This is a genomic window from Nocardia sp. 852002-51101_SCH5132738 (assembly GCF_001665695.1).
Lineage (GTDB): Bacteria > Actinomycetota > Actinomycetes > Mycobacteriales > Mycobacteriaceae > Nocardia > Nocardia nova.
The window spans coordinates 12,872-37,297 of record NZ_LZML01000004.1 but is presented as its reverse complement, the minus strand read 5'-3'; the positions used below and the strand labels follow the sequence as shown (position 1 = coordinate 37,297).

20 protein-coding genes are annotated in these 24,426 nt (G+C 66.6%); 5 read left to right on the top strand and 15 right to left on the bottom strand.

The features are described 5' to 3' along the window. Window positions 1-4: 4 nt before the first annotated feature. Window positions 5-964, bottom strand: a complete 960-nt coding sequence (locus A5789_RS00310; protein ID WP_064903431.1) for an AraC family transcriptional regulator — start codon at window positions 962-964, stop codon at window positions 5-7. A gap of 273 nt (window positions 965-1,237) precedes the next feature. Beyond that, on the bottom strand, window positions 1,238-1,717 hold the full coding sequence (locus A5789_RS00305; RefSeq protein ID WP_155525569.1) for a hypothetical protein: 480 nt from the start codon (window positions 1,715-1,717) through the stop codon (window positions 1,238-1,240). Window positions 1,718-1,792: 75 nt separating this feature from the next. On the opposite strand from A5789_RS00305, the gene A5789_RS36195 reads away from it, so the two are divergent. Together A5789_RS36195 and A5789_RS00295 are read left to right on the top strand one after the other, a co-directional pair. Beyond that, entirely contained in the window at window positions 1,793-2,038 is a 246-nt protein-coding gene (locus A5789_RS36195; RefSeq protein ID WP_146098630.1) for a hypothetical protein, read from the top strand. Between the two features lie 360 nt (window positions 2,039-2,398). Further along, on the top strand, window positions 2,399-3,115 hold the full coding sequence (locus A5789_RS00295) for a hypothetical protein (protein ID WP_155525568.1): 717 nt from the start codon (window positions 2,399-2,401) through the stop codon (window positions 3,113-3,115). A gap of 218 nt (window positions 3,116-3,333) precedes the next feature. Here A5789_RS00295 and A5789_RS00290 read toward each other — a convergent pair whose 3' ends face one another. Next, window positions 3,334-3,759 carry a MarR family winged helix-turn-helix transcriptional regulator gene (locus tag A5789_RS00290; RefSeq protein WP_063010723.1) on the bottom strand — a complete coding sequence of 142 codons (426 nt, stop codon included), beginning with the start codon at window positions 3,757-3,759 and terminating at the stop codon, window positions 3,334-3,336. Between the two features lie 112 nt (window positions 3,760-3,871). Here A5789_RS00290 and A5789_RS00285 point away from each other — a divergent pair, with 112 nt between their 5' ends. Then, the gene (locus A5789_RS00285) at window positions 3,872-4,999 is read left to right on the top strand and encodes an NADH:flavin oxidoreductase (RefSeq protein WP_063010721.1); all 1,128 of its coding nucleotides are present in this window, start codon (window positions 3,872-3,874) and stop codon (window positions 4,997-4,999) included. 51 nt (window positions 5,000-5,050) lie between these two features. Here A5789_RS00285 and A5789_RS00280 read toward each other — a convergent pair whose 3' ends face one another. Next, a complete protein-coding gene (locus A5789_RS00280) occupies window positions 5,051-6,541 on the bottom strand; it encodes a long-chain fatty acid--CoA ligase (protein WP_064903468.1) in 1,491 nt (496 codons plus the stop codon). 117 nt (window positions 6,542-6,658) lie between these two features. Here A5789_RS00280 and A5789_RS00275 point away from each other — a divergent pair, with 117 nt between their 5' ends. Next, window positions 6,659-7,894, top strand: a complete 1,236-nt coding sequence (locus A5789_RS00275; RefSeq protein WP_063010719.1) for a CdaR family transcriptional regulator — start codon at window positions 6,659-6,661, stop codon at window positions 7,892-7,894. 32 nt (window positions 7,895-7,926) lie between these two features. Here A5789_RS00275 and A5789_RS00270 read toward each other — a convergent pair whose 3' ends face one another. The 7 genes from A5789_RS00270 to A5789_RS00240 all read right to left on the bottom strand — a co-directional run bounded on the left by A5789_RS00270 (window position 7,927) and on the right by A5789_RS00240 (window position 18,439). Continuing rightward, window positions 7,927-11,160, bottom strand: coding sequence for a protein kinase (locus A5789_RS00270; protein WP_064903436.1), 3,234 nt, complete (start codon window positions 11,158-11,160; stop codon window positions 7,927-7,929). Between the two features lie 78 nt (window positions 11,161-11,238). Continuing rightward, window positions 11,239-13,065 carry an acyl-CoA dehydrogenase gene (locus tag A5789_RS00265; protein WP_064903438.1) on the bottom strand — a complete coding sequence of 609 codons (1,827 nt, stop codon included), beginning with the start codon at window positions 13,063-13,065 and terminating at the stop codon, window positions 11,239-11,241. A 103-nt stretch (window positions 13,066-13,168) separates the two neighbouring features. Then, the gene (locus A5789_RS00260; RefSeq protein ID WP_064903440.1) at window positions 13,169-13,891 is read right to left on the bottom strand and encodes a hypothetical protein; all 723 of its coding nucleotides are present in this window, start codon (window positions 13,889-13,891) and stop codon (window positions 13,169-13,171) included. A gap of 48 nt (window positions 13,892-13,939) precedes the next feature. Next, window positions 13,940-15,244: an MFS transporter gene (locus A5789_RS00255; protein ID WP_063010713.1), complete on the bottom strand. Its 1,305-nt coding sequence runs from the start codon at window positions 15,242-15,244 to the stop codon at window positions 13,940-13,942. An 89-nt stretch (window positions 15,245-15,333) separates the two neighbouring features. Further along, window positions 15,334-16,032, bottom strand: coding sequence for a hypothetical protein (locus A5789_RS00250; protein WP_064903442.1), 699 nt, complete (start codon window positions 16,030-16,032; stop codon window positions 15,334-15,336). 180 nt (window positions 16,033-16,212) lie between these two features. Then, a complete protein-coding gene (locus A5789_RS00245; protein WP_064903443.1) occupies window positions 16,213-17,484 on the bottom strand; it encodes an aspartate aminotransferase family protein in 1,272 nt (423 codons plus the stop codon). Between the two features lie 91 nt (window positions 17,485-17,575). Next, a complete protein-coding gene (locus A5789_RS00240) occupies window positions 17,576-18,439 on the bottom strand; it encodes a phytanoyl-CoA dioxygenase family protein (protein ID WP_064903445.1) in 864 nt (287 codons plus the stop codon). Window positions 18,440-18,686: 247 nt separating this feature from the next. On the opposite strand from A5789_RS00240, the gene A5789_RS00235 reads away from it, so the two are divergent. Continuing rightward, window positions 18,687-19,262 (top strand): TetR/AcrR family transcriptional regulator, encoded by a 576-nt coding sequence (locus tag A5789_RS00235; protein WP_193615465.1) that lies wholly within the window; start codon window positions 18,687-18,689, stop codon window positions 19,260-19,262. A gap of 254 nt (window positions 19,263-19,516) precedes the next feature. Here A5789_RS00235 and A5789_RS00230 read toward each other — a convergent pair whose 3' ends face one another. Genes A5789_RS00230 through A5789_RS00215 form a run of 4 tightly spaced genes read right to left on the bottom strand, consistent with a single transcriptional unit; the run spans window position 19,517 to window position 24,420 of the window. Then, window positions 19,517-21,124: an AMP-binding protein gene (locus tag A5789_RS00230; RefSeq protein ID WP_064903446.1), complete on the bottom strand. Its 1,608-nt coding sequence runs from the start codon at window positions 21,122-21,124 to the stop codon at window positions 19,517-19,519. Continuing rightward, the gene (locus tag A5789_RS00225; RefSeq protein ID WP_064903448.1) at window positions 21,117-22,565 is read right to left on the bottom strand and encodes an NAD(P)/FAD-dependent oxidoreductase; all 1,449 of its coding nucleotides are present in this window, start codon (window positions 22,563-22,565) and stop codon (window positions 21,117-21,119) included. Before A5789_RS00225 ends, A5789_RS00230 begins: the two co-directional genes overlap by 8 nt. After that, window positions 22,562-23,317: a gamma-glutamyl-gamma-aminobutyrate hydrolase family protein gene (locus tag A5789_RS00220; protein WP_064903450.1), complete on the bottom strand. Its 756-nt coding sequence runs from the start codon at window positions 23,315-23,317 to the stop codon at window positions 22,562-22,564. The genes A5789_RS00225 and A5789_RS00220 overlap by 4 nt, the downstream gene beginning before the upstream one ends. Next, window positions 23,314-24,420 carry a Zn-dependent alcohol dehydrogenase gene (locus A5789_RS00215; RefSeq protein WP_082940365.1) on the bottom strand — a complete coding sequence of 369 codons (1,107 nt, stop codon included), beginning with the start codon at window positions 24,418-24,420 and terminating at the stop codon, window positions 23,314-23,316. Before A5789_RS00215 ends, A5789_RS00220 begins: the two co-directional genes overlap by 4 nt. Window positions 24,421-24,426 lie beyond the last annotated feature (6 nt).

Here is a 24,426-nt window from a genome sequence, read left to right as displayed (position 1 = left end):
TCCGCTACGACCCGTACAGCTCGGCGCGCATCTGCTCCGGGCTCCGGCCGTACCGGCGCTGGAAGGCTTCGCGGAACCGGCGTGTGGTGGTGAACCCGGTGTGGTGCGCGACCGTGTCCATGTCCACCGGCAGGGGAGACGACAAGCGCTGCCGCGCGCGGTCGAGACGAATCGTGCGCAGCAGTGCCGCCGGGGCCAGACCGGTCGCCTCGGTGAGGGCGCTGTGCAGCGTCCGGCGCGAGCAACCGCACAGGCCGGCGACGGCGTCCGGGGTCAGTCTGCTGTCACCGCAGTGTATTTCCATGATCTCGCGTGCACGGGCAGCCAGATTCGCGTATTTTCCGCCCCCAGCGACGTGCGTGTGATCGTGGTTGAGCACACCGTCGAGCAACACGAGGGCGCTGGAGTACGCGACCGCGAAATCCACTGCGGTCCAGTCTCCGTGACCGGCGTGAAGCTCACCGATCTGGCGCACCAGCGATCGCACCAAGGGCCGACGTCCGTCGAGTGCGAGGGGAGCGTTCCTGGCGCGGGAGAGATCCACCGACGTCTCCGGGACGGTCATGATCAGCGCTCGCAGTGGCTCGTCCTGACGCATCACCAGCGGCGCACCCCACTGGAAGAATGCCAATGTTCCGGGAGTGACGACTTCCGCGGAATCACCCTGCGCGAACTTGAATTCCCCGCGCAGCGGTAGCAGCAACCGGTAGCTGTCGTCGCCGTCGCTGCGCACATCTCGTCCGGTGCGGCGGTAGTGCACGGGATCGGAATCGAAGCGCACGATCTGCATCCGGCCGACTCGCTGCGCGGTGGTCGACCAGGTGAAGTCGTCGGCGTCGTCGCCGAACGCCAATCCCACCGACCCTTGCCGACTCCGCAGGTAGTGGTGCCAGTACTCCATCTGCTCGGCGAGTGTCTCGGCGGATGCCGACGATTCCTCCTCCCACTGATACTCCGAATCCAAGAGAAGTTCCCTTTCGCGCGGCCGGCCGAAGAACGGCTTCAAGCTACAGCTCCGGCCTGAGCGCGGATCTCCCCTCCTGCTTGCGGATCCGCGATCAGTGTGCCCGCCGCGACCACCCCTGGGCGCACGAAAAACGTTAGACGCCAACACTTCCGATTTCTGGCAAGTTCACGGCGCATTCTGGCAAGACTCGCTGCCGACTGGTGTGCCCGCGGCGCGACTCGAGAGCCGCAGGATCATTTCCGTCGGGTCCGCGGTTGCCGATAAAGGGATTTACAGGACAGATCGGAAAAAACAGACGTATCGCACCAACGCCAGTTTCACGTCCGGATCAACGTTTCGCCGATTGAGCTGGAAACGCATTCCGTCGAGACTGCTCGGATTTCTCATCTTTCCGTCTTCGCGGTTATAGTGCTTGCGTTCCGCCTGGTTGGTTCCGATTGTGGTGAAGGTCGCCGATGAAATATCGCTCGTCTGTGTTGCCGACACATCGTCGTTGTCATCGGACAGGGCGGTCGCGAGGTCTATGCAATGATGCGGCCGGGTAATCGAATTTATGGTGGCGTGGCCGGCGTCGCATGCGGAATAGTGGCTTTCGCGGCGCACGGTATCGAAGGGGACTCTCCGAATTCTGCTGCGCTTATGCTCGTGTTGCTGGTCAGTGGCGTAGTCGGTGCGGCAGTGGGTTCCTCGGCCGGCCGCGGCCGGTTGCGGTTGTTCGGGATGCTGGCCCTGGGGCAGTTGCTCGGCCACACGGCATCGGCATCGACGGAGCCGCCGCGACCTTCGCATCCATCCGAGATCAGCGGCTGCGACGGGGGATGGATCATGCTCGCCGCGCACGCGGCCGCCACGATGCTGTGTGCCCTGCTCATTGCGGCGGCCGAGCGGTTGTATCGCGCGGTGGCCGGGCTCGTGTGGACTCTGCTGTCGACGTTTTCGCCCCGCCCTGCCCTCGACGACCCCCTCTCCGGTGTGCCGTACGCCGCTGATCAGCGGGGCGCGATTCTGCTGCGGGGCGCGATTTCTCGTCGCGGCCCTCCTTTCCCATTGCCGGTTGTGGTAGCGGCCTGACCGGTTATCGGTTCGGCGCGACCGCTGGGCAACCGACCTTTCTCGTACCGACAGATTCGTATCGCGGGCAATGGACGGTGGCCTGCGGCGAATATTCCCACAAGTGGTTATTCGATACTTTACTTCGGTGCGGTCGATCTGATCATCTGTATCGCTGCGATTGTGATGCGGCGCTATCGGATGGGAATGTGCACGGCTGTTTTCCTCCGGGATCATCGGCCGGGATCTGTCATTGCCATGTAGCTGTTTCCTGCTCGCCGCCAGGCCTTTGCTCGCGGGCAGAAAAGATAGTCCGCCACTGTCGTTTCCCTCGCCACTTTTCGACTCGTGGGCATTCGTGCTCACGAAGAAGGACAACTGATGAAGACCATGAAGAAGTTCGCCGCCACCTCCGCGATCGCGATCGCCGCGCTGACGGTCTCCGCCGGTACCGCATACGCCGACACGCCGTCGCCGTCCGACCCGGCGGCCGGTAAACCCGACGCGACGATCAGCACCGACGTCGCCCCCGGAATTCACTACACCGCCAACGTGGTCGACCAGTCGGTAGTGCTGCGCACCGATGCGGGCCGCCTGACCACTCGCGGAAACCAGTTCGAATTGCTCGACGGCAACGGCAATCTCGCCTTCGACATGCCGCTGACCTATCGGCTCGATCACAAGGACTGGCCCATCGCCGCGCAGATCGATGCCGATGGCCGCACCGCGACGCTCACCCCCAGTCGTAACCCTGCCGACGCCGTCGCCTCGACGCAGCCCGAGGCGAAACCGATCTTCTCCCAGGACGACTTCAACGCTGCGCTCGGTGTGGCCGCCAACCAGGTCGGCCTGGCCTCCGGCCTCGGTGTCCTCCTGGGTACCGCGATCGGTCTCGCCGGCGGCTGTGTGGCCGGTGCGGTGGTCGGCACCGCGCTGATGCCGCCGCTGTTCTTCGCCGGCGCACCGGGAGGCTGTATCGCTGGAGCCATCTCCGGTGCGGCGCTCGGTGCCGCGATCGGCACGGTCGCCATCGGCGGCCCCGCCGCGGTGGTCTCTCTGGTCCAGATGTACAACACCCTCACCGCCCCTCAGAAGTAACGCTCTGCGGGTGTCGCGTTTCGTCCACGGACCGGGCGCGACACCCCGCTCAGGGGTGAAAAACGCTGCGGTGGCGCGTTTCTCGCGGAAACGGGACTGGTCGAACAGTGTTCGATGACGCCCACGTCCGGCTTTCACGGCTGTCGACCAGCCCGCGCCCTCGGCAAAGTAACTGCAGCGCAACGGGTTGGAACGTCGAGCCCCGGCCTTGTCGGGCGTCAGGGCTGGACGAAAGCCCGTTCCAGGAGCGTGTACAGGTGGGCTCGGTCCTCGTCGCTGAGCCTGCTCAGGCCTTCCCGGGTCCGGTGCATCGTCGCGCGGATCGCGTCGACGGCACGCTCGCCCTCGGAGGTGATGACCAGATTCGTCACGCGACGGTCGGATGCGCTGGCCTCCCGCCGCACGAGACCCCGCTTCTCCAGCCGGTCGATGATCCCGGTGACGTTGGACGCGTCACACGCCAGTATCTCGGCCAGGGTGCGCATCGCGGCGGGACCCCGGCGCAGCACCGTCAAGGTCTTGCCCTGGCTCGCCGTGAGGTTCTCACTCGCCGCGGCGGCCGTGAAGTCGCTGTAGTAGACGCCCAGCGACACCGAGAGCAGCTCCATGAGCTGGGCTGTGTCGATGTGCTGAACCTCTGCCATGCAATTCATCCTACGTCCCGAAACTTGACCATCTCAACTATTCACCCCTACCGTGGAAATTGCTTGAGGTTATCAACCATCAAAGTTGTCAAGTTTCTACGAGGAGCAACCTGTGCCCGTCACCGCGTCCGACGTCTCCCGCGCAGCGGAGATCCTGTCCCGGCCCGTGTCCCTGAACGGCCTGACCATCCCCAACCGCATCGTGATGGCGCCGATGACGCGCATGTTCTCCCCGGGCGGCATTCCCGGCGACGACGTGCGGTCCTACTACGCGCGCCGGGCTGCCGCCGGTGTCGGTCTGATCGTTACCGAGGGGACCTACGTCGGCCACGCGTCGGCCGGTCAGAGCGATCGGGTACCGCGGTTCCACGGTGCCGAGCAGTTGGCGGGCTGGGCGAAGGTCGCCGCGGACGTGCACGCGGCGGGCGGCACGATCGTGCCGCAACTGTGGCACATCGGCATGGTCCGCAACCACGGCGAACAGCCCTACCCCGAGGCCCCGGCCATGGGTCCCTCCGGCATCCGCGTCGACGGTACCGAGGGGACCGGTGCGGCGATGACCCAGCGCGACCTCGACGACGTCGTCGCCGCCTTCGCCGAGGCTGCCGCGGCCGCCGAGCGCATCGGTTTCGACGGGGTCGAACTGCACGGCGCCCACGGCTACCTGATCGACCAGTTCCTGTGGGCGCGCACGAACCGCCGTACCGATGCCTACGGTGGGGATCCCTTGGCGCGCACCAGGTTCGCGACCGAGATCATCGCCGCGGTCCGCGCGGCCGTGTCGCCCGGCTTCCCGGTGATCTTCCGCTTCTCGCAGTGGAAGCAGGAGGCCTACGACGCGCGGCTCGCCGAGACCCCGCAGGAGCTCGACGCGATCCTGGCGCCGCTGGCCGCCGCCGGTGTCGATGCCTTCCATGCCTCCACCCGCCGGTACTGGCTCCCGGAGTTCGAGGGTTCGGACCTGAACCTGGCCGGGTGGACCAAGAAGCTCACCGGCAAACCCACCATCACCGTCGGCTCGGTCGGTCTCGACGGCGACTTCCTCCACGCCTTCACGGGCCGCGGCGCCGAACTCGGCAGCCTCGACAACCTCCTCGACCGCCTGGAACGCGACGAGTTCGACCTGGTCGCCGTCGGCCGGGCCCTGCTGCAGGACCCGGAATGGGCTGCCAAGGTGCTGGGCGGCCGGATCGACGAACTGAAGGCCTACGATGCGGCCGCGCTGAAGACCCTGAGCTAGGACGACACCGAGACGGGAGTCTCCCTCGCCTCGGGGCCGGCGAGCTCGTCCTCACAATCCTTGCGGGACAACGATTTCGCGTTTGAGGATCTTGCCTGTCGGCCCCTTGGGCAGGGCATCGACCAGCCACACCTGGCGTGGATACTTGTAGGCCGCCACGCGGGCCTTGACGTACTCGCGCACGTCGTCGGCGGTCGCTTCGGCACCCGGCACGAGCGCGACCACGGCGGCTACTTCCTCGCCGTGGGTCTCGTGGGGCACGCCGAGCACCGCGGCCTCGAGGACGGCCGGATGTTCGTAGAGGACCTCTTCGATCTCGCGCGGGTAGACGTTGAAACCGCCCCGGATGATCAGGTCCTTCTTGCGGTCGAGGATGTAGAAGTAGCCGTCCGCGTCCTGTTTCGCCATATCGCCGGTGTGGAACCAGCCGTCGTCCCTGATCGCCTCGGCGGTAGCCGTGGGCCGATCCCAGTAGCCGCTCATGACATTGTGGCCGCGGATGGCGATTTCGCCGGCCTCACCGGGCGCGACGTCGTTGCCGTCGGCATCGACGACCCGCATCTGCACGCCCTCGATCGGGGTGCCGATCGACCCGGGCCGCGCGGCGCCGACACGATTGAACGAGGCGACCGGCGAGGTCTCCGACAGTCCGTACCCTTCGAGGACGGGAACGCCGAATCGCTCTTCGAATCCCCGCAGCACCTCGACCGGGAGCGCGGCGCCACCGGACAGGCACAGCCGCAACGTCGCGGTGTCGGCGATGCCGGGGCCCGCGCCGAGCATGGCGACGTACATCGTCGGCACGCCTTCGAAGATCGTGACGCCGTCGCGTTCGATCGCCTTCGGCACCAGCTCCGGGTCGAAGCGTGGGACCAGGGTGATGGTGGCTCCGCTGAGCACGGCGACGTTGAGGCAGCACGTCTGCCCGAATGCGTGGAACAGGGGCAGGCAGCCCATGATCACGTCGTCCGGGGTGGCGGTGAGCAAGGTGCGTGCGGCGACGGCGGCATTGGCCCGGAGGTTGGCGTGGGTCAGTTGCGCGCCTTTGGGGGTGCCGGTCGTGCCCGAGGTGTAGAGCAGCACCGCGGTGTCCTCGTCGTCGCGGACCGTTACTTCCGGCGAGTCCGGCCACGATGCGAACTCGGTCGCGGCGGCGTCGGCGACGGTGAGAACGCGCACCTCCGTCTGCGCCGCTCCGGCGGTGGCCTCCGGGACGGCGGTATGCCACGCGAAGAGGATCCGGGCGCCCGAGTCGGCGAGGTGATGCCGGACTTCGCGTTCCTTCAGGAGGGGATTCATCGGCACCGCGATCAGGCCGGCCCGCAGAATGCCGTAGTAGACGACCGGGAAGGCGGTGACATTGGGCAGCATCATCGCGACTCGGTCACCGGGCTGCGCGCCCAGGTCACGCAGCCGCCCGGCCACGCGAGCGCTCAGATCGTCGAACGCGGCGTAGGTCAGGAGCTGATCGTCGAGGCGGACCGCGGCACGGTCCGGAAACTGACCGGCGGCGTCCTTCAGGTTGATGGCGAGATTGGTCACGTCGACAATCGTCTGCACCAGACAGCCCCGGGCCCATATGGCGGGCGACAGTGGACGGCCGGGAAATCTGTGCCCCGCGATATTCTCGCCGGCCCCGCATGGCCGTAGCCTCGCATCGTGCCCCGCAGCGTTCCCGATTCCTTGATCGTGCCTATAGCGAACGGCCTGACCGGGCGGCTCGACGAGCTGACCGACGACCTGGTCGACCGCATCGTCGAGGAGATCGAGATCTACCGTGAGCCGGGCGTGGTGCCGCGCGCGGAACTGCGCCGGTCGACCCGATCGAACCTCGAGTACATGCTGCATCGGCTGGCGCACGGCCGGACGCTGGAGCTTCGGGCACCGCGTTCGACCGGCCGCGAGCGTGCCGGACAAGGGGCGCCACTGCCCGAGGTATTGCGCGCTTTCCGGCTCGGATCCGCGTTTCTCTGGCAGCGACTGCTCGATTCCGCCCGTGCCTCGGGGCAGTGTTCGCTCGATGCCTTGCTCAACGTCGCCACCGACATCTGGGCCATGGCCGACGACTATTCGACCGCGCTCACCGAGTCCTACCGCGCCGCGGTCGGTGAGGCCATGATTCTCGCGGATCGGCGGCGTTCGGCGCTGGTGGCGGCTCTGCTGAACGGTCCTTCCGACGAGAACCACACCGCCTGGGAAATCGCGAAGTTGCTCGATATGCCTTATGACGGTTCGTTTCTCGTCGTCGTCGCCGAGACACCCGAGCTCGGCCGGCCCGCGCTGCCCGGACTCGAGGAGCGACTGCGCGCACTCGATGTGGCCTCCGCGTGGCGGGCGGGGCCGGAACACGAGATCGTCATCCTGTCCTGCGGCCGGCGCCGCACCGACGAAATTCGTTCGCTGATAGCCAAATTCGCGTCCGCTCGCGTCGGGATGAGTCCGCCGTACAGCCGGCTCGACCGGACACCGCGCGCACTGCGATTCGCGAAAATCGCGGTGGAAACGTTCGAACCCGATGCCACCGGCGTACGGCAGCTACCCGACACCCCCATGGCCGAACTCGTGATGGGCAACCTCGACACGACTCGCCGTTTCGTCAGGCGGGTCCTGGGTCGCGTGCTCACGATGGCCGACGACGATCGCAGTACCTTGCTCACGACGGCGGAGGCGTGGCTGAACGCTCGCTCCTCCGCCGCCGAGGCCGGGCGCGTGCTGTACTGCCACGAGAACACCGTCCGCTATCGGATGCGCCGGCTCGAGGAGCGTCTGGACGGCGAACTCGACGACCCGGCGACCGTCGCCGAGCTGGCGGCCGCGTTGCAGGCGATACGCACCTTCCCCGAACTGGGCGCTCGCCTGACTCCCGACCCCCACGAGGACACGAATCACCCGTGAGCCGCCGACGGGCAGCGGCTGACGTGGTCTGTTCACACCCGCGGTTGCCCGGCGACCCATGCGGCGATCTGGGCGCGCGAGGTGAATCCCAGTTTGGTCAGGATATGTTCGACATGGCCTTCCGCGGTGCGTTGCGAAATCACCAGCTCGGCGGCGATCGCCTTGTTGGTCCATCCCTGGGCGACGAGGTCGGCGACTTGGCGTTCTCGCTTGGTCAGTTGCCGGCCCGAATGTGCTGTCGCCCCGGCGGTTTCGGATCCCTCGCCGAGGGCGAAGGACACCGCCGTGTCGAAGTCCATCGCTGCGCCTTCTCGACGGGCGGTGTCGAAGGTTCGTGATCCCAGCGCCGTGCGGCTGCTCCGTTCGGAGTTTTCACGGTAGGCGAGCAGATCGTGAAACATGAAGGCGGAGCTGCCCGCGACGCTGCTCAATGCGTCGGCGGCACCCATCAATTCCGCCGCGCGCCGGTAATGGCGGTCGTCGGCGGCCAGCCAGGCCAGGATTTCCGAGCAAGCCGCGGCGGTGAGGGGGTCCTCCAGTAGTCTCGCGGCGCGAATGCCCTCGTGCAAATAGCTTGTGGCGCCGTCGGTTTCGTTCCGTCGCCACAATGTGAATCCCGCGGCCCACAGTGCCCATGCTCGACGCATGGTCTCGTCGGCCGACTCGGCGGCGGTGAGAGCTTTGCGGAAATAGGGGAGGGCGCGATCGGTGTCGTTCTGCAGTGTGTACGACCATCCGAGCGAGATCTGGGCGTCGAGTTGTAGCCCCGATTCGCCAGTGTCGGCGTAGATTTCGACGGCATCGGTCAGTAGGGCGCTCGCACGAGGCAGGTCCCCGCTCGCCAGGCACTCGTATCCTCGGGCGTGGGCGAGCAGGGCGGTGACGAGAGGGTCGGTGATGTGTTCGGCCAGACTTTCGAGTTGCGCGATTGTGTCGTGGACGGCCGGCAAGTCGGTTTGGATTGCGGCCGTCTCGACGGCTTGGTAGAGCACTCTGGCTCGGTCGACGGTCTGTATGTGGGGGGTATGGATCAACGCGTGCTCGAGCCACCGGCGCCCCTCGGTGAGTCGCCCTCTTATCGTCCAGAAGGGGTAGAGAGCAGCGGTCATCCGCAATGCGCTCTCGGCCCCCTCGGACACGCTGAACGTCAATGCCTTCCGCAGATTCGGCAGTTCCCGTTCCAGTCGCGCGACCCACTGCAGCTGCCGTGGGCCCACCCAATCTCCTTCCGCTGCCAGTACCAGTTGCTCGCACCAATCCCGTTGGCGGCGGTCGAGTTCGGCGTCTTCACCGTCGTCTCGTGCCCTGCTTCTGCCGTACTCCTGGATGGTTTCGAGCATGCGGAAGCGAACGGTTCCGTCGGTGTCTTCGCGGATCAGAATCGACTTGTCCACCAGCGCGGCCACGGCGTCGAGTAGTTCGGCGTCGCCGAGGCCGGGGCCGCAGACCTGTTCGGCGGCATCGAGTTCGAACCCGCCCGCGAATATCGACAGCTGGTTCCACAGGCGTTGCTCGGACCCGGTGCACAGGTCGTAGCTCCAGCCGATGCAGTACTGCAGGGTCTGCTGGCGTTTCGGGGCGCTTCGACTCCCGCGGGTGAGCAGCGCGTAGCGATCGTCGAGTCGGGAGAGGATCTGTTCGGGGGACATGGTCCGGAGCCGAGCCGCGGCGAGTTCGATCGCCAGTGGCAATCCGTCCAACCGGGCGCATATCCGGGCAACGGTGTCGGTGTTGCGGTCGGTGACATCGAATCCGGGGACGGCCGTTGCCCCTCGTGCGGCGAACAGCGTGACGGCGTCCTCGCGCGCTGTGCGGCGAGCCGTCCTGCCCGCCGGAGCCGAAACCTGCAGCGGTGGCACCGCGAACACCGATTCGCCCGCGGCACTCAGTGCCTCGCGGCTGGTGGCCAGGATGCGGATATGCGGGCAGGCGCGCAACAGCGATTCCGTCAGTGTCGTCACCGCGTCGATCACGTGTTCGCAATTGTCGAGCAGCAACAGCAGATCGCGGGAGGACAGGTACCGGACGAGGACATCCAGCGTGGGCTCCGGGCCCCAGTTCCGCAGACCGAGGGTGGCGGCGACGACATCGACAACCGCGGTGGCGTCGCGCAGGCCGGCCAGCTCGGCCAGCCACACCCCGTCGCTGAAATCCGGCCTGAGCTGGTGTGCGATCCGCAGTGCGAGCCGGGATTTGCCCACTCCGCCGGTTCCGGTCAGGGTGACCAACCGTGACCCGGTCAGCAGGTTCTCGAGCGTGGTCACCTCGGAGCGCCGATCGATGAAGCTGGTCAATTCGAGCGGGAGGCTGCCGGTACCGTTTTCCGCGACATCCGGCGGTCGGGTCCCGGACGGCTTCTCGGTACCCGTTTCGCTCCGCGGCGGCATGTCGGCGACTGCGAATCCATGGCTTCGTTCCACCCGGCGCAGTTGTTCGCCCAGTAGCTCCGCGGTGGGGCGATCGGACGGTTCGTGCGACATCGCCGCTTCGATGATCGAGCTGACATCGTCGGGAATTCCGTGCTCGCGCAGGTCCGGAACCGGCTGCCCGGTGATGCGCTGGAGCTGCGCGACGACTTGTTCACCGCTGCGGCGTTCGAACGCGGCGTGCCCGGTCAAGGCACAGAAGAGCGTGGCTGCCAGCCCATACACATCCGATGCCCGGCCGGGCGCGGCCCCACTCAGTACTTCCGGTGCGGTGAAGGCGGGGGATCCGCTGATCGTGCCGGTGGAGGTCTCGAAGCCACCGGCGATGTGGGCGATACCGAAGCCGGTCAACGCCGGCTCGCCGTAGTCGGTGATCAGAATGTTTCCCGGCTCGACATCGCGGTGCACGATGTCGGCGCGATGCGCGGTTTCCAGTGCGCCCGCGATCTTCACCCCGAGCCGCAGCGCATCGGACAGCGGCAGCGGACCATCATGGCGGATGCGGGAGTCGAGAGATCCGCGAGCGTGATAGGGCATCACCAGGTACGGGCGGCCGGTCGCCGTCACGCCGACTTCGAGCATGTCGACGATGTTCGGATGCCCGGTCAGCCGCCCCATCGCTCGCTGCTCGCGAAAGAAGCGCGCCCGATTCTCGTCGAGTTCGCCGCTCAGCACTTTCACCGCCACCGTGCGATCCACCGCCGGTTGGGTGCAGCGGAACACCTGCCCGAAAGCGCCGCGTCCGATCTCTTCGGCGTCCGTGAAACCCGCAGAGCCCAACTCCGTGACGACGTCGACACCACCATCACGCTGTGTCTTGAACCGATCGCTCTCGACCATCGACTACTCGTCAACTTCTGCCGGCAGGTACCAGTCAGAATATCCCTGACACCCCTGCCGGCGTCCGCCCGCCGCCGGTCAGAAGCCGGCCTCCTCGAGGTCCATCACGGTCGCGTCCGTCGCGGAGACCACCGCGAGTTCGGCGGTGAGATGGGGGAGCGCGGAGTTGGCGAAAAACGAGGCCACTGCGACCTTGCCGGCGTAGAACGCGGTGTTCTGCCCGGCTTCGATTGCGGTGAGAGCTGTTTCGGCGCCGACGATGAGGCGCCAGGCCACCAGTAGATCGCCGACGGCGAGAAGGAGCCGGACGGCGTTCAGGCCGATTTTGTACACCTCGCGAGGCTCCACGGCAGCTTCCAGCAGATGGGTGGTGAGCCTGCCGATGATCTCCTGTACGTCCTCGAGGGCGTGCGAGAGCAGAACCTTCTCGTTCTTCAACCGGCCACGGTCGGCATCGGACTCGGCGGTGGCGCGGACCTCCCCCAGTACGTGCGCGAGCGCAATACCGTTGTCGCGGGCGATTTTCCGGAAGAAGAAGTCCTGAGCTTGGATCGCCGTGGTGCCTTCGTAGACGGAGTCGATCTTGGCATCACGGATGTACTGCTCGATGGGATAGTCCTGGAGGTACCCGGAACCGCCGAAGGTTTGCAGGGATTCGGTGAGGTACTGGTAGGCGCGTTCGGAGCCGACACCTTTGACGATCGGCAGAAGCAGATCGTTGACCCGCGCGGCGAGATCGTCGTCGGCACCGGAAATGTGCCGGGCGACCACCGGATCCTGGTGGCCGGCGGTGTAGAGGTAGATCGATCGCAATCCCTCGGCGTAGGCCTTCTGCATCATCAGCGAACGGCGCACATCGGGGTGATGGATGATGGTCACCTTCGGTGCCGCCTTGTCGGCGGCCCGAGCCGGATCGCTGCCCTGCACGCGGGTTTTCGCGTAGTCGAGTGCGTTGAGGTATCCGGTGGACAGTGTCGCGATGGCCTTGGTGCCGACCATCATCCGAGCTTCTTCGATGACCTCGAACATCTGGGCGATTCCGTTGTGGACGCCGCCCACCAGGTAGCCGACCGCGGGGATACCGTGCCCGCCGAAGGTCAGCTCGCACGTGGCCGAGGCTTTCAGGCCCATTTTGTGCTCGACGTTGGTGACGAAGACACCGTTGCGTTCGCCCGGCTCGCAGGTGTCGTGGTCGAAGTGGAATTTGGGGACGATGAACAGGCTCAGCCCCTTGGTGCCGGGTCCGGCTCCGGCGGGGCGGGCCAGCACCAGATGCATGATGTTGTCGAACAGGTCGTCGGAGTCGGCGGAGGTGATGAAGCGCTTGACGCCCTCGAGGTGCCAGGAACCGTCCTGCTGTTCGGTCGCTGTGGTGCGGCCGGCTCCGACGTCGGAGCCGGCGTCCGGTTCGGTCAGCACCATCGTCGCGCCCCAGTTGCGCTCGACCGCTTGCGCGGCCCATCGCCGCTGCTGTTCGGTGCCGATGCCGGCGAGGACGTCCGCCATCATCGGGCCGCTCAGGTACATGTAGGCCGCGGGCTGGGCGCCGAGGACCAGTTCGTTGATCGCCCAGCCGAGCATCGACGGCGCGGGCACGCCGCCGATCGCCTCGCTCTTGGCAACCCGCCACCACTGCGCGTCCTGCCATGCGCGAACGGACCGCTTGAACGGCTCCGGAATCCGTACCGAGTGCGAGTCGCTGTCGAAAATTGGTGGGTGGCGGTCGGTTTCGGCATACGACTCGGCCACCGGCCCTTCGGCCAGGCGGGCGGCCTCGGCCAGCATCGTGCGTGCGGTCTCGCCGTCCAGTTCGGCGAACGCCCCCGAATCGAGGACGGTCTCCAGGCCGTACACCTCGAACAGGTTGAACTCCAGATCACGAACGTTGCTCTTGTAGTGGCCCACCGGACCGTCACCTCTCGATCGGCCCGCCGCCGGGGCGGGCAGGAATGATCCGATTGCCGCTGCGAGCGCGGCCGCAACGGCAATCGGGTTGTGTCTGTTGCTGTTATGAGGCGGGTGTGGTCGCCGGGTCGGGGGCGGTGACCTGGTTGGTGAAGTCGATCAAGGCGGCAATGCCGACGGGCACGCCGACCAGGATGATTCCGGCGGCGGACCCCAAGGCGACACCGACCGCGGCGCCGGCCAGGCATCCGCCGAGCGCACCGGCGAAGAAGACGGGGAAGGTGATGGTTCCCACGGTCAGTGCGCCCGCGATGCAGCCCAGCGGGAGGCCGATGAGTGTGCCGATCAAGGTGCCGACGCTGATCGCCAAACCGAATTCGGTTGCGGCCGTGGCCATCGCGTTCTGGAACTGTGCTTCGGACGCGACCGGACGCGGAAGCTCCACCGGAGTGGCGGGCCGGGCCGACGCGGGGTCGGTACTGGGTGACAGCGTGGCGGTGTTGCCGTCGATCCGTGCCGCGATGGGCCAGTCCTTGTCGTCCTTGCGGTAGGTGAGCGGGAACCCGGCGGCGAGGTTGCCCTGTGCGTCCAGGACCTGGAACTGGTTGCCGCGCACGGTGAGTGACCCGCCGTCGGTGCTGATCCGCACCGATCCGTCGACGATGCTCGAGGTGTAGTGGATACCGGGAAGGACGGTGGTGCGGATACTCGAATTCGGGGGAGTCGCCGGGTTCGCGGGTGCGGGGTCGGCGCAGGCGACCGCGGTGGTCAGGCTGACAGTGAGCGCGGTGAGGCAGGTGGTCGCGACCAGGTTGGTGATCTTCATGTCATCCGATTTCTGTTGTGCGGATCGTTCTTTCGAGGATCGGTCGGCTCAGCACCGGCGCCGGATGCCGAGTAGCGCCGGCACCGCGAGCAGGGCGGCGGCCGCACCGAACGCGTACAGCAGGCGGTAGTTGTTCGGGCCGTCGATGGCGAGGAGTGCCGGGGCCACGAGCGGTGCGACCATCAATGCCGCCGACTGGGTCAGCACGACCAGGCCGAGGTCGCGGGCCGCGTTCTCCCACGAGGTCATCGTGGATGCCGCCAAGGCCAGCATCTGCCCGAGCAGCAGGCCGTATCCGATGCCGAAGAACACACAGCCGGTGAGGAATTCGGGGACGGTGCCGACGACGTCCATCACGGTGCACCCGACGGCGACGAGCAGGCCCGCGGCGGCGAACAAGGGTTTGCGCCTGCCGATCCGGTCGGCGAGGCGGCCGCCCAGGGGACTGATGATCGACGCCGTACCGTTGATGATCAGCGTCGCCTCGAAGACGGTGGGAACCAGGGCAGCCTCGTCGAGCTTCAACGCGTTCTGCAGAAAGTAGACCAGGAAGGTCGCTACGACGGCGGCGCCGACCGTGATCCCGAAGATGGAGGCCAGGCACCAGGCGAAATCGGGTGCCTTTCTCGGATCGAAATACAAAGTCCGGGCAAAGTCGCGGACGTTGAAGACCGGCCGGACATGTCCCGCGAAGTCGGTTTCCCGGAGAATGGCGACGAATAGCAGGACGAGACCGGCGCCGAGAGCTGCCGGAATGAGAAGGCGTGCGGTCATTCCCGGGGTGATGCGGACGATGAAGGTCCCTGCGATGAGCCCCACGCCCTGCGCCGCACCGGCGAGACCGGCGACGAAACCCGCACGCTCCGGCGGAATGGAATCCGCGAGCATGGACCACAACACCGTCAATCCGATGGTGCCGGATACCGAGACGATGATCCATCCGACGATAAGTCCGGCGATGGAGCCGGAAACGGCGACGATGGCGTTGCCCGCCAGAATGGTGGTGGCCGCGACCACCAGCCATGGCCGTCGTCGGCCGAAGCGCGACATGGTGATATCGGCCAGACGCCCGAAGAACGGGCCCGCGGGCAGCGAGATCAGAGCGCCCGTGGCCGCGATCGCCGAATAGGCCACGGAGGTATGGGCCGGGACGGCCTGCGCGACCCGGAGTGCTAAAGTGATCATGGTCGGGGTCAGAACGGCCGTCCATACACCGAAGATCGCCAGGACATACGTCCAGATGAATGCATTTCCGGCGTGATTGAGGGTGATGGCCGCGGGCGAAGCGTCGGTGGAGACTGTGGAACCGGTTTCTGTGTCGGTCGCGGGCGTGGGCGAATCTTGAGCTGTCATAGTGTTTTCCGAACTGTGCGAATCGAGAATGTGCGCGTCCTTGCGCGGTGATGCATGCTCATGCAGCCGTAGATGGATGTCGGCGTGCGTTATTCCGGCGATGCGGTAACAGTGACCGCAGCCTTCCGGGCGAGTGCCCGATTGTGATCATCGAGTGCCCGGTAGCCGTGGTAGTAGGTCGTGACCATGAGCGCCCAGATCGCCAGTGCCGGAATGTAGAACAACGTGTGGTCGGCGTCGTCGCCGGGAATATGGACGAAGTCATAGGTCGACGCGACGATCGCCCCGAGGATGGTCGCGATGAAAACGCCGGCCGCGCAACGTCGTTCACCGATCCGCCACAGCCGGCCGGCGACCGTCACCATGAACACCGCCACAGCGAGATTCAGCGCGAGGTAGAACAGCGACCATGGCGGGCTGACGGGCCGCACGTCGATCGTTCGCCACAGCCCGACCACGGTCGCTGCCCCGAAGGCGGCGGCCTCGACCGCGAGCGAGGCGCGGTACCCGCGGGTCACCGCCATCATGCCGAGAACGAACACCAGCGTCATGCCGAACGAACGCGAGAACGCGTCGAAGAACACCATCAGGTGGTAGCTCACGCCCGAATGATCGACCCCGGTGGCGCCCAGGAACAGAACGTTCGCCCCCGATACCCCGATCACCAGCCACTCGAGACCGAGCAGATAGTTGCGGTAGCGGCGAATGATTTGCACCCCGTAATAGAGGCCGGCTGCCGCCATCCACACATCGGCGGCCAGAAGCAACGCCATTGCGAGCGTATTCATCGAGAATTCCTTCGATTCAACAGAATTCGGTGTAGGTACGCCGCACTCGCCCAACCGCATCGAGCAGAGTCGTGACGCGGAACGGGTGACGGGGCGTGGTGAACGGGCGGCACAGCGACCACCCGTTCGGTCGATAGACCCGTCCGCGTCGCGGCTGGGGGATCGGATCGGTGGTGTTCGCTATGCGGAACGGGCGCTGACCTGCTGCAGGACTCGCTCGAGGCGCGAGGCCGTTTCCTGGATGTCGGCGAGCGTGTGCGCGGTGCTGAGGAAGATCTTTCCGGACGGCATGAAGACGACACCCGCTTCGAGCATGCCGGCGGCGATCTCGGCCCACAGTCCGTCCGTGCCGTGCAGGCTCGTCGCCTGATCGCGCGGCACGAACTGCACGAGCGACCCGACGCGCCGGAGGCTGCCGGGCGCGCCGGCCGAGACCAGCACGTCGGTGATCGCCTGCTCGAAGGCGTCGCCCAGATCTTCCAGCTTGTCGAATACGCCTGGCGTAGCGGACAACTCCATCGCGGCCTTCACCGCTGCCAGCGCCACCGGGTTGCCGTTGAACGTTCCGGCATGGGTGAGGCCGTGCTCCACCAGATCGATGATGTCCGCGCGGCCGACGACCGCGCTCTGGGTGAACCCGCCGGCGATCGCCTTGCCGAACACCGAGAGATCCGGGCGCACACCGAATCTTTCGGCCGCGCCGCCGCGCGCTATCCGAAATCCGGTGATGACCTCGTCGAAGATCAATACGACGCCGTGCCGGTCGCACAGGCTGCGCAGTGTTTCGAGAAAGCCGGGTTCCGGTGTGAGCACACCGGCGTTGCTCATGATCGGGTCGATGAGCACAGCGGCGATTCGGCGCTCTTCAGCGTGAGCCAGCAACTCGGTGATGCCGGCGGTGTCGTTGAACCGGCTGATGATCAGATCGGCGTGGGCATTGGGGCTCTGCCCGAGGGCGGCGGGGACGGGTGACTCACCCGTGTCGTTCGCGCCCATGCTCGCGTACACGCTGTCGTGCCAGCCGTGGTAGGCCTTCGCGAACTTGACGATGCGGTGCCGGCCGGTCGCTGCTCGTGCGAACCTCAGCGCGACCTGCACGGCCTCGGTTCCGGTGTTCGTCCACACGAGACGCGCAGCGCCCGGCACCGATTCGAGTACCGCCTCGGCGGCTTCGTACTCGAGACGATGGCCCATCCCCACGACCTGCATCGAGGTCGCGACTCGCGTCACCGCGTCGATGACCTGCGGGTTGCTGTGTCCGTGGACCAATGGCCCCCAGGCCATCACGTAGTCGAGGTAGCGGTCCCCGTCGAGGTCCCAGAGGTGCGCTCCGTGGCCGCGGTCGACGAAGAGCGGAACCGGTCGCATCGTGGCACGAAGGCCCGAGCTGACGCCGCCGCCGACGCTGCGACGGGTCCGCTCGAATGCGGTTCTGGAGGAGTCGATTCCCATACTTTTCCTTGAGGGCTGCGGGCGGGTCCGCCGGAGAGGACTCGTCGCCTCTCCGGCGGGTCGCGAGGCGAGAGATGTGCCGACCGGCACCTCAGAGCTTCAGGTAGTCCCCGAGCTCGCTGTAGTCCACCTGCCAGAGGCCGGGCGAGCCCTTGGGGTACTGGGAACGGAAACCGAGAATCCGCTGCACCCGCGGCGAGAGCTGCTTGGCGATCTCCATGTCGACGAGGAACGGGTACGCCTCCTCACCGGTGAGGAAGCCCAGGTTCAGCGGGAAGGCCAGTCCCCGGCGGTACTCGTCGGTCGTGACGTTCGCTCCGCCGCCGTGCACGGTCTTGCCGCTGTAGAAGAACGCGTCACCCGCCTTCATGACTGCGGGGATGGTGTCCTCGGGGGTGCCGCGATTCTCGAAGTCGTCCCAGAGGTGGCTGCCCGGGATGACCCGCGTGGCGCCGTTCTCCTCGGTGAAGTCGGTGAACGCGATCATGAAGTTCACGCACACCTCGGGACCCTGCGGGCCCATGCCGACGAACGGGTACCAGTTCTCGAGGTCCCGATGCAGGAACTGCGCGCGGTTTCCGGGGCCGATCTCGATGAGCTGCGCCGTGGTCAGCCAGTAGGTACCGGACTCCTCGAGGAACAGCGCGTCGCAGAGGTCGTGGATCAAGTCTTGCTCGAGGATCTCCTCGCGGAAGGTCTTGCTGTGTGTCACCAGATTCGTCAGTCGCTTGGTGTTGGCCCCATGGAACTCCGCGACGATCGCGTTCTCATGGGTCGAGCCGGGAGCCAGCGCTGCCATGGGCTGCTCGACCTCGGCGTTGAACCGCGCGATCTGGTCCGCCGACAGGAAGTTCTCGATGATCACGCCGCCGTCCTTGGCGACGATGTCGAGGATCTCGGCGAGAGGGGTCGTCGCCGCGACGGATCGTAGAGCGGCCTTGGCTTCGGTAGTCATAACTCTCCATTTCCACGTTAGATCAAACGCCTTAGTCATTTGATCTGATCGATTGATCCGATTGTGGGGCGCACCACACCCGATGTCAAGAGGTGAGCGGAATAATCGGGGAGTAGGGGTGTTTGCCGTCACTTTCGCGAGGGTCACGCGTGCTCGCCCGACGCCGCGATCTGTACGCTTGACTTGATCAATTAATCAGGGCGCCTACGTGCGCCGACGAACGAATGAGGTGAACCAGTTGCCCCACGTGTCGACAGAGGATCGTTCGATCCAGTTCATCGATGCGGCAGTCCGGGTCATCGCCGAGCGCGGGGTCGCGAGCGCGACGACACGCCGGATCGCCGAAGCGGCCGACGCGCCACTGGCCTCACTGCACTACTGCTTCCGGGACAAGGACGGCCTCTTCCTCGCCGTCTTCGAGCACCTCGCCGCCGAGATCACCAAGCAGTCCACCGCCATCGAGCCGGCCGAGCTCGAAGTGACCGCGCAAGAAGTCATCCGGCGTTCGGTGCGCTGGCTGATGGACCATCCGGACTACGCGCTGGCGGAAGTCGACCTGTACATGTGGATGACCCGTCATCGGCCGGCGCTCGCGAAGGAGTCCTACGAGGTCTTCCTGCGGGCGGTCACCGACGTGCTGCAGCGCGCGGCCGGGCCGTCCGCGCGCGCGGAGGCCATCGCGAATCTCGCCTCGGTGCTGATCGGTGCCACCGACGGGCTTGTGTTGCAGTGGGCCTCGGATCGGGATCGGGCGCGCGCCGATGCCTACGCGGATGTGATCTGCGCGGGAATCCCGGCTATGTGCAGCGGGATTCGAGGGTAGGGGTCGCGCCGGATGGATCGCGCGGCGTTCGGCGGTGTGAACACGCTCGGATCCGGTCGGCTGGTCATTGCCGTCGTCGGGTAGATCCATGGGGCTCGGCAACCCCCAAAGCCCTCGGTCGGACGTGAGTTTGTCGAATCGTCTGGGTGACAACGTCTTCCAGCCCCGGCGCTCGTGGGTGCGAGCTCCGGGGCCTGGTTTCGACAGCGGTGGGCTTCGTAGTCGGTCGCCGAATACGTTCCGGCCGAACGGGTTCAGGTCTCGCGGTTGCCGCCCGTACCCTCCGTTGCCGGGGAATGCGCTTCGGCCGCTCGGGCTCTCAGCAGGTACTTCTGCGTCTTGCCCGTCGACGTCTTGGGAAGGGGACCGAAGAGAACCTCGCGAGGAGCCTTGTAGCGCGCCAGGCTCCCTTTGACATGCTCCACGAGTTCCTCGGCGGTGGCATGGGCTCCCGGGGCGAGGTGCACGAACGCGACAGGGATCTCTCCCCAGCGGGGATCGGCGGTTCCGACGACTGCCGCCTCGAGCACCGCGGGGTGCTCCGCCAGCACGTGCTCGACCTCCACGCTCGCGATGTTCTCGCCCCCGCTGATGATGATGTCCTTGCTCCGATCGCGAAGCTCGACATACCCGTCGGGATGGCGCACCGCGAGATCGCCGGTTCGGAACCAGCCGTCCGGAATGGCCTCCCGGGTGGCGGCCTCGTCGTCGAGGTAACCGAGCATGACGTTGTTGCCGCGTAGCGCGATCTCACCGACTGTGCTGCCATCGGCGGGTACGTCGCGGCCGGCATCGTCGACCACCCGTGGCGGCAGGGAGACGATATTGCCGACCCCTTGTCGCGCCTTCAGCCGGATCACGGCCTCGTCGTCGAGACCCTCCCACTCCGGCACCGGCTCACAGATGAGCGCGGGGCCGAAACTCTCGGTCAGCCCGTAGAGATGCGTGACGTCGAATCCGAGGCGCGTCATCCGGCGCAGCACGGCCGGTGCGGGCGGCGCACCTCCGGTGCCCACCGACACCGCGCGCGACAGCGTCGAGGCATCGTCGGAGTGCGCGATCATGTCGAGCACGGCCGGAGCGCCGTTCAGACCGGTGACGCCCTCCTGCCGGATCAGCCGCCACATTTCGGCGGGCTCGACCTTGGGCAAGCACACATGCGTGCCGCCGGCCGCCGTGACGGCCCAGGTGAAACACCAGCCGTTGCAATGGAACATCGGCAACGTCCACAGGTGGACGGAGTGCGGGCCAAGCGCGAAGTGACTCGCCATGGCCAGCGACTGCAGGTACGCACCGCGATGGTGGTACATGACCCCCTTCGGTGCTCCGGTGGTGCCGGAGGTGTAATTGATTGCCAGCAGCGAACTTTCGTCGGTGATCTGTTCCTGGAAGGGCGTGGCGTTCGCGATCAGATTCTCGTAGTCGGAGTCGGCGCCTCCCGAACCGATGACCACGGGGGGCTTCTCCAGGCCCGCGCAGACCTCGCGGACCAGGTTCGCATAGCCGGCCTCGCACACGATCACACCGCTACCCGAATGCTCCAGGATGTAGGTCAATTCCCGGATGCCGAGTCGAGTGTTGAGTGCTACCAGGGGAACTCCCGCCCAGGGCACGCCGTAGTGGGCTTCCAGAAGTTCGTGAGTGTTGGGTGCCAGCACCGCCACGGGCCGCCCCGCGGCGATCTCTCGTAGCCCGCCCGCCAGCCGCCGGCACCGATCCCGGAATTCGGTGTAGGTCCAGCGCTGGTCGCCGTCGACGACCGCGATGCGGGATCCGTGTGCGGCCGCGGCGCGGTCGAGGAACGCCGTGGGCGTCAGCGCCGCCCAGGCGTGCGTCGCCGCGGTCGTTCTCGGATCAGACATAGCGGAGAACGTCGTCGTCGACCGACTCCAGCAGTCGCATGGTCTCGGCGTAGTTCTGCGGATTGAGCCAGGGCTCGTGGTCGCCTTGTGCCGGCATGCGCTGGGCAGCTCGCTGCATATAACCGGAGGTCACGCCCGCGGTATAGGGGAGTCGCGGCATGGCGTCGTCGCCCGGTGCGAGCGTCGGCGTGACTCGGTGTGCGCCGACTTCGTCCATATGCGCGAGAACGCGGCACAAGAAGTCGTCGACCGCTTCGATACGGAGCGTCCACGACGAATTCACGAATCCGAAGGCGTAGGTCAGGTTCGGCACTCCGGACAACGCCAGGCCCTTGTAGGTCCAGCAGCGCCCGAAATCGACGACCTCACCGTCGACGTCGAATGTCGCCTCCCCGCCCATGACGAGGTCCAGACCCGTCGCCTTCACGATGATGTCGGCGTCCACATGAGTCCCGTCCCGCATCGCCACGCCGGTCGGGGTGAGCCGGTCGATGTGGCCGGTCACGACGTCCGCGGATCCGTTGCGGATCGCCTGGAACAGATCGGCGCCGGGCACCAGGCACACGCGCTGATCCCATGGCTCGTACGTGGGAGTGAAATGGGCTTTGCGAACCTCCACGCCGACGACCTCGTCGATGGCGTCGAATATCGCCTTCTTGAATTCCTGCGGGTGCTGCCGCGCGTAGTGGTAGATCTCCTGCTGGGCGTGCAGATTACGCAGGCGGATCCGGCTGAACGCCTCCTCGGGACCCATCTCCTCCCGCAACCGCTCGGCTTCGGGATCGACGGCCGGTGCGATGGCCACGTAGGTGGGCGACCGCTGGACCATGGTCACCTTCGCGGTCTCGCCCGCGAGGCTGGGAACGAGCGTGATGGCGGTGGCCCCCGACCCGATCACCGCGACCTTGCGGTCCCGGTAGTCGAGATCCTCCGGCCACTCCTGGGGGTGGACCACCCGGCCTTCGAACGAATCCTCGCCGGGGAGTTCGGGATTGAACCCGCCGCGGTAGCTGTAGTAGCCGGTGGCGAGGTGGAGGAACCGGCAGCGCAGCTGTGTGTCGCCGTCCGCGTCGCGCAACCCGAGGGTCCAGGTGTCGTCCGCGCTGCTCCACGACGCGGAGACCAGACGCGTTCCGAACCGGATCTTCTCGGTGATGCCGAACTGATCAGCGGTCTCCTGCAGGTAGTTCTTGATCGCTCCGCCGGAAGCGATCGCCTCCCGTTCGGTCCAGGGCTTGAAGCCGTAGCCCAACGTGAACATGTCGCTGTCGGAGCGGATGCCCGGGTAGGTGAACAGATCCCAGGTGCCACCCAGGGATTCGCGCATCTCCAGCACCACGAAACTTTTGCCGGGACATTTCCGCTGCAGTTCGGCAGCTGCTGCGATTCCGGAAATTCCAGCGCCGACGATGACGACGTCGAGATCGGCCGGGCCGTTCACTTTCCATCTCCTAATGATTGAGGCAATGCCTGCTCGACAAGCCAGGGGAAGCAGGGGTCGAGTTCGACGATGGCTTCGGGATGCCACTGCAGGCCGAGAACCGGCCGGCCGGGCAGCTCGATGGCCTCGACCACGCCGTCGGGGGCCCGCCCGGAGACCACCAGGCCCTCGCCCGGGCGATCGACCGCTTGGTGATGCCACGAGTTGACCGCACTGCGCGGTCCGTAGAGCTTCGCGGCGAGGGTTCCTTCGTCGAAATCGACCGGGTGTTCGCGGTCGGGGCGCCGGTCGGGGACGGCGGCGAGGGAATAGTGCTCGATCCCCTGGTCGGGCAGATCCGGAATCAGTGTGCCGCCGAGGGCGACGTTGAGAACCTGCTGGCCGCGGCAAATCCCCAGTACCGGTTTGCCTCGTGCGATGGCGTGACGCACCAGGGTGATCTCGTAGTCGTCGCGGCGCCGGTCGATCGTCAGCACTTCTCCGCCGGTCGAGTTGGGCGTGGGCGGCGGCCCACCCCAGAGTTCGGGGTCGACGTCCTGGCCACCGGTCAGCACCAGTGCGTCGACGCGCGACATGACATCGGGGCCCGCGGACTCGTAGGGGAGGAGGACGGGAATGCCCCCGGCCTCGGCGATCTTCATGCCGAACTCGGCCCAGAACATGTCGGCCCGGCATGCTGCCCAACGGCTGTCGACGCCCACGAGTGTCGTGGCGGAGATCCGCCGGCCGGTGATGGCGATGAGGGGTTTCACGAGTTGTCTCCGATGCGTACGACCACCCGGGTGCCCCCGGCGTTCTTCATGAGTTCGAATCCCTCGTTGATCTGCTCAAGGCTCACGATCGCCGAGATCATGTCGTCGAGGTTCAGCCGGCCTTGCTCGTAGTACCGGACATAGCCGGGAATGTCGGCGGGGAATCGGTTGGAGCCCATCAACGCTCCCTGGAGCCGCTTCTCGAGCATGAACAGCTCCGAGGCGCGAATCGATACCGGCTGGTTGTCGGGCACCAGGCCGACGACCGTGGCGGTGCCACCCGGCCCCAACATGGCGAAGGCCTGCTCCACCGTGGCGGCGAAACCGACCGCCTCGAACGAGTAGTCGACACCGCCGTCGGTCAGTTCACGCACCGCCGCCACCGTGTCGACCTGCCCCGCCTGCACGGTCGCGGTCGCGCCGAACTTCAGGGCATCGGTCAATCGCGCCTCGACGGCGTCGACGGCGATGACCTCGCGAGCACCGGCGAGACGAGCGCCTTGGATCGCCGCGATACCCACTCCTCCGCAGCCGAGGACCGCGACCGTCGACCCGGGCTCCACCCGGGCGCTGCGAAACACCGAACTCAACCCGGTCACCACCGCGCAGCCGAGCACGGAGGCGGCGGCGAGGGGCATGGTGTCCGGGATGCGCACTGCCGAATGTTCGTGTACCACCATCGCTTCGGCGAACGCGCCGAGCCGCGCGGTCGGGTGGACCGACCGGCCACGGGCGTTGACCAGAACCGGCCGTGACCGGCTCCCCAAGGAGCCGCGGCGGGGGCACAGGGTCATCCGGCCGGACAGGCAGAACCTGCATTCCCCGCAATAAATACTCAGGCACGTCACGACATGGTCGCCGGGGCGCAGGGTGCTGACCCGATCACCCACGCGCCGAACCACTCCGGACGCCTCGTGCCCGAGCAGGGTCGGGCAGGTGGCCGGCCAGACGCCTTCGATCTCGTGCAGGTCCGAACGGCACAGTCCCGCGTAATGCACGTCGATGAGCACCTCGTCCGGGCCGGGTTCGTCCAGCACGAGCGTTTCCAGTTCCAGCACGCCCGGCGCCGAGTTGAGCACCGCGGCAGTGATATTCGTTGGCATCAGGTC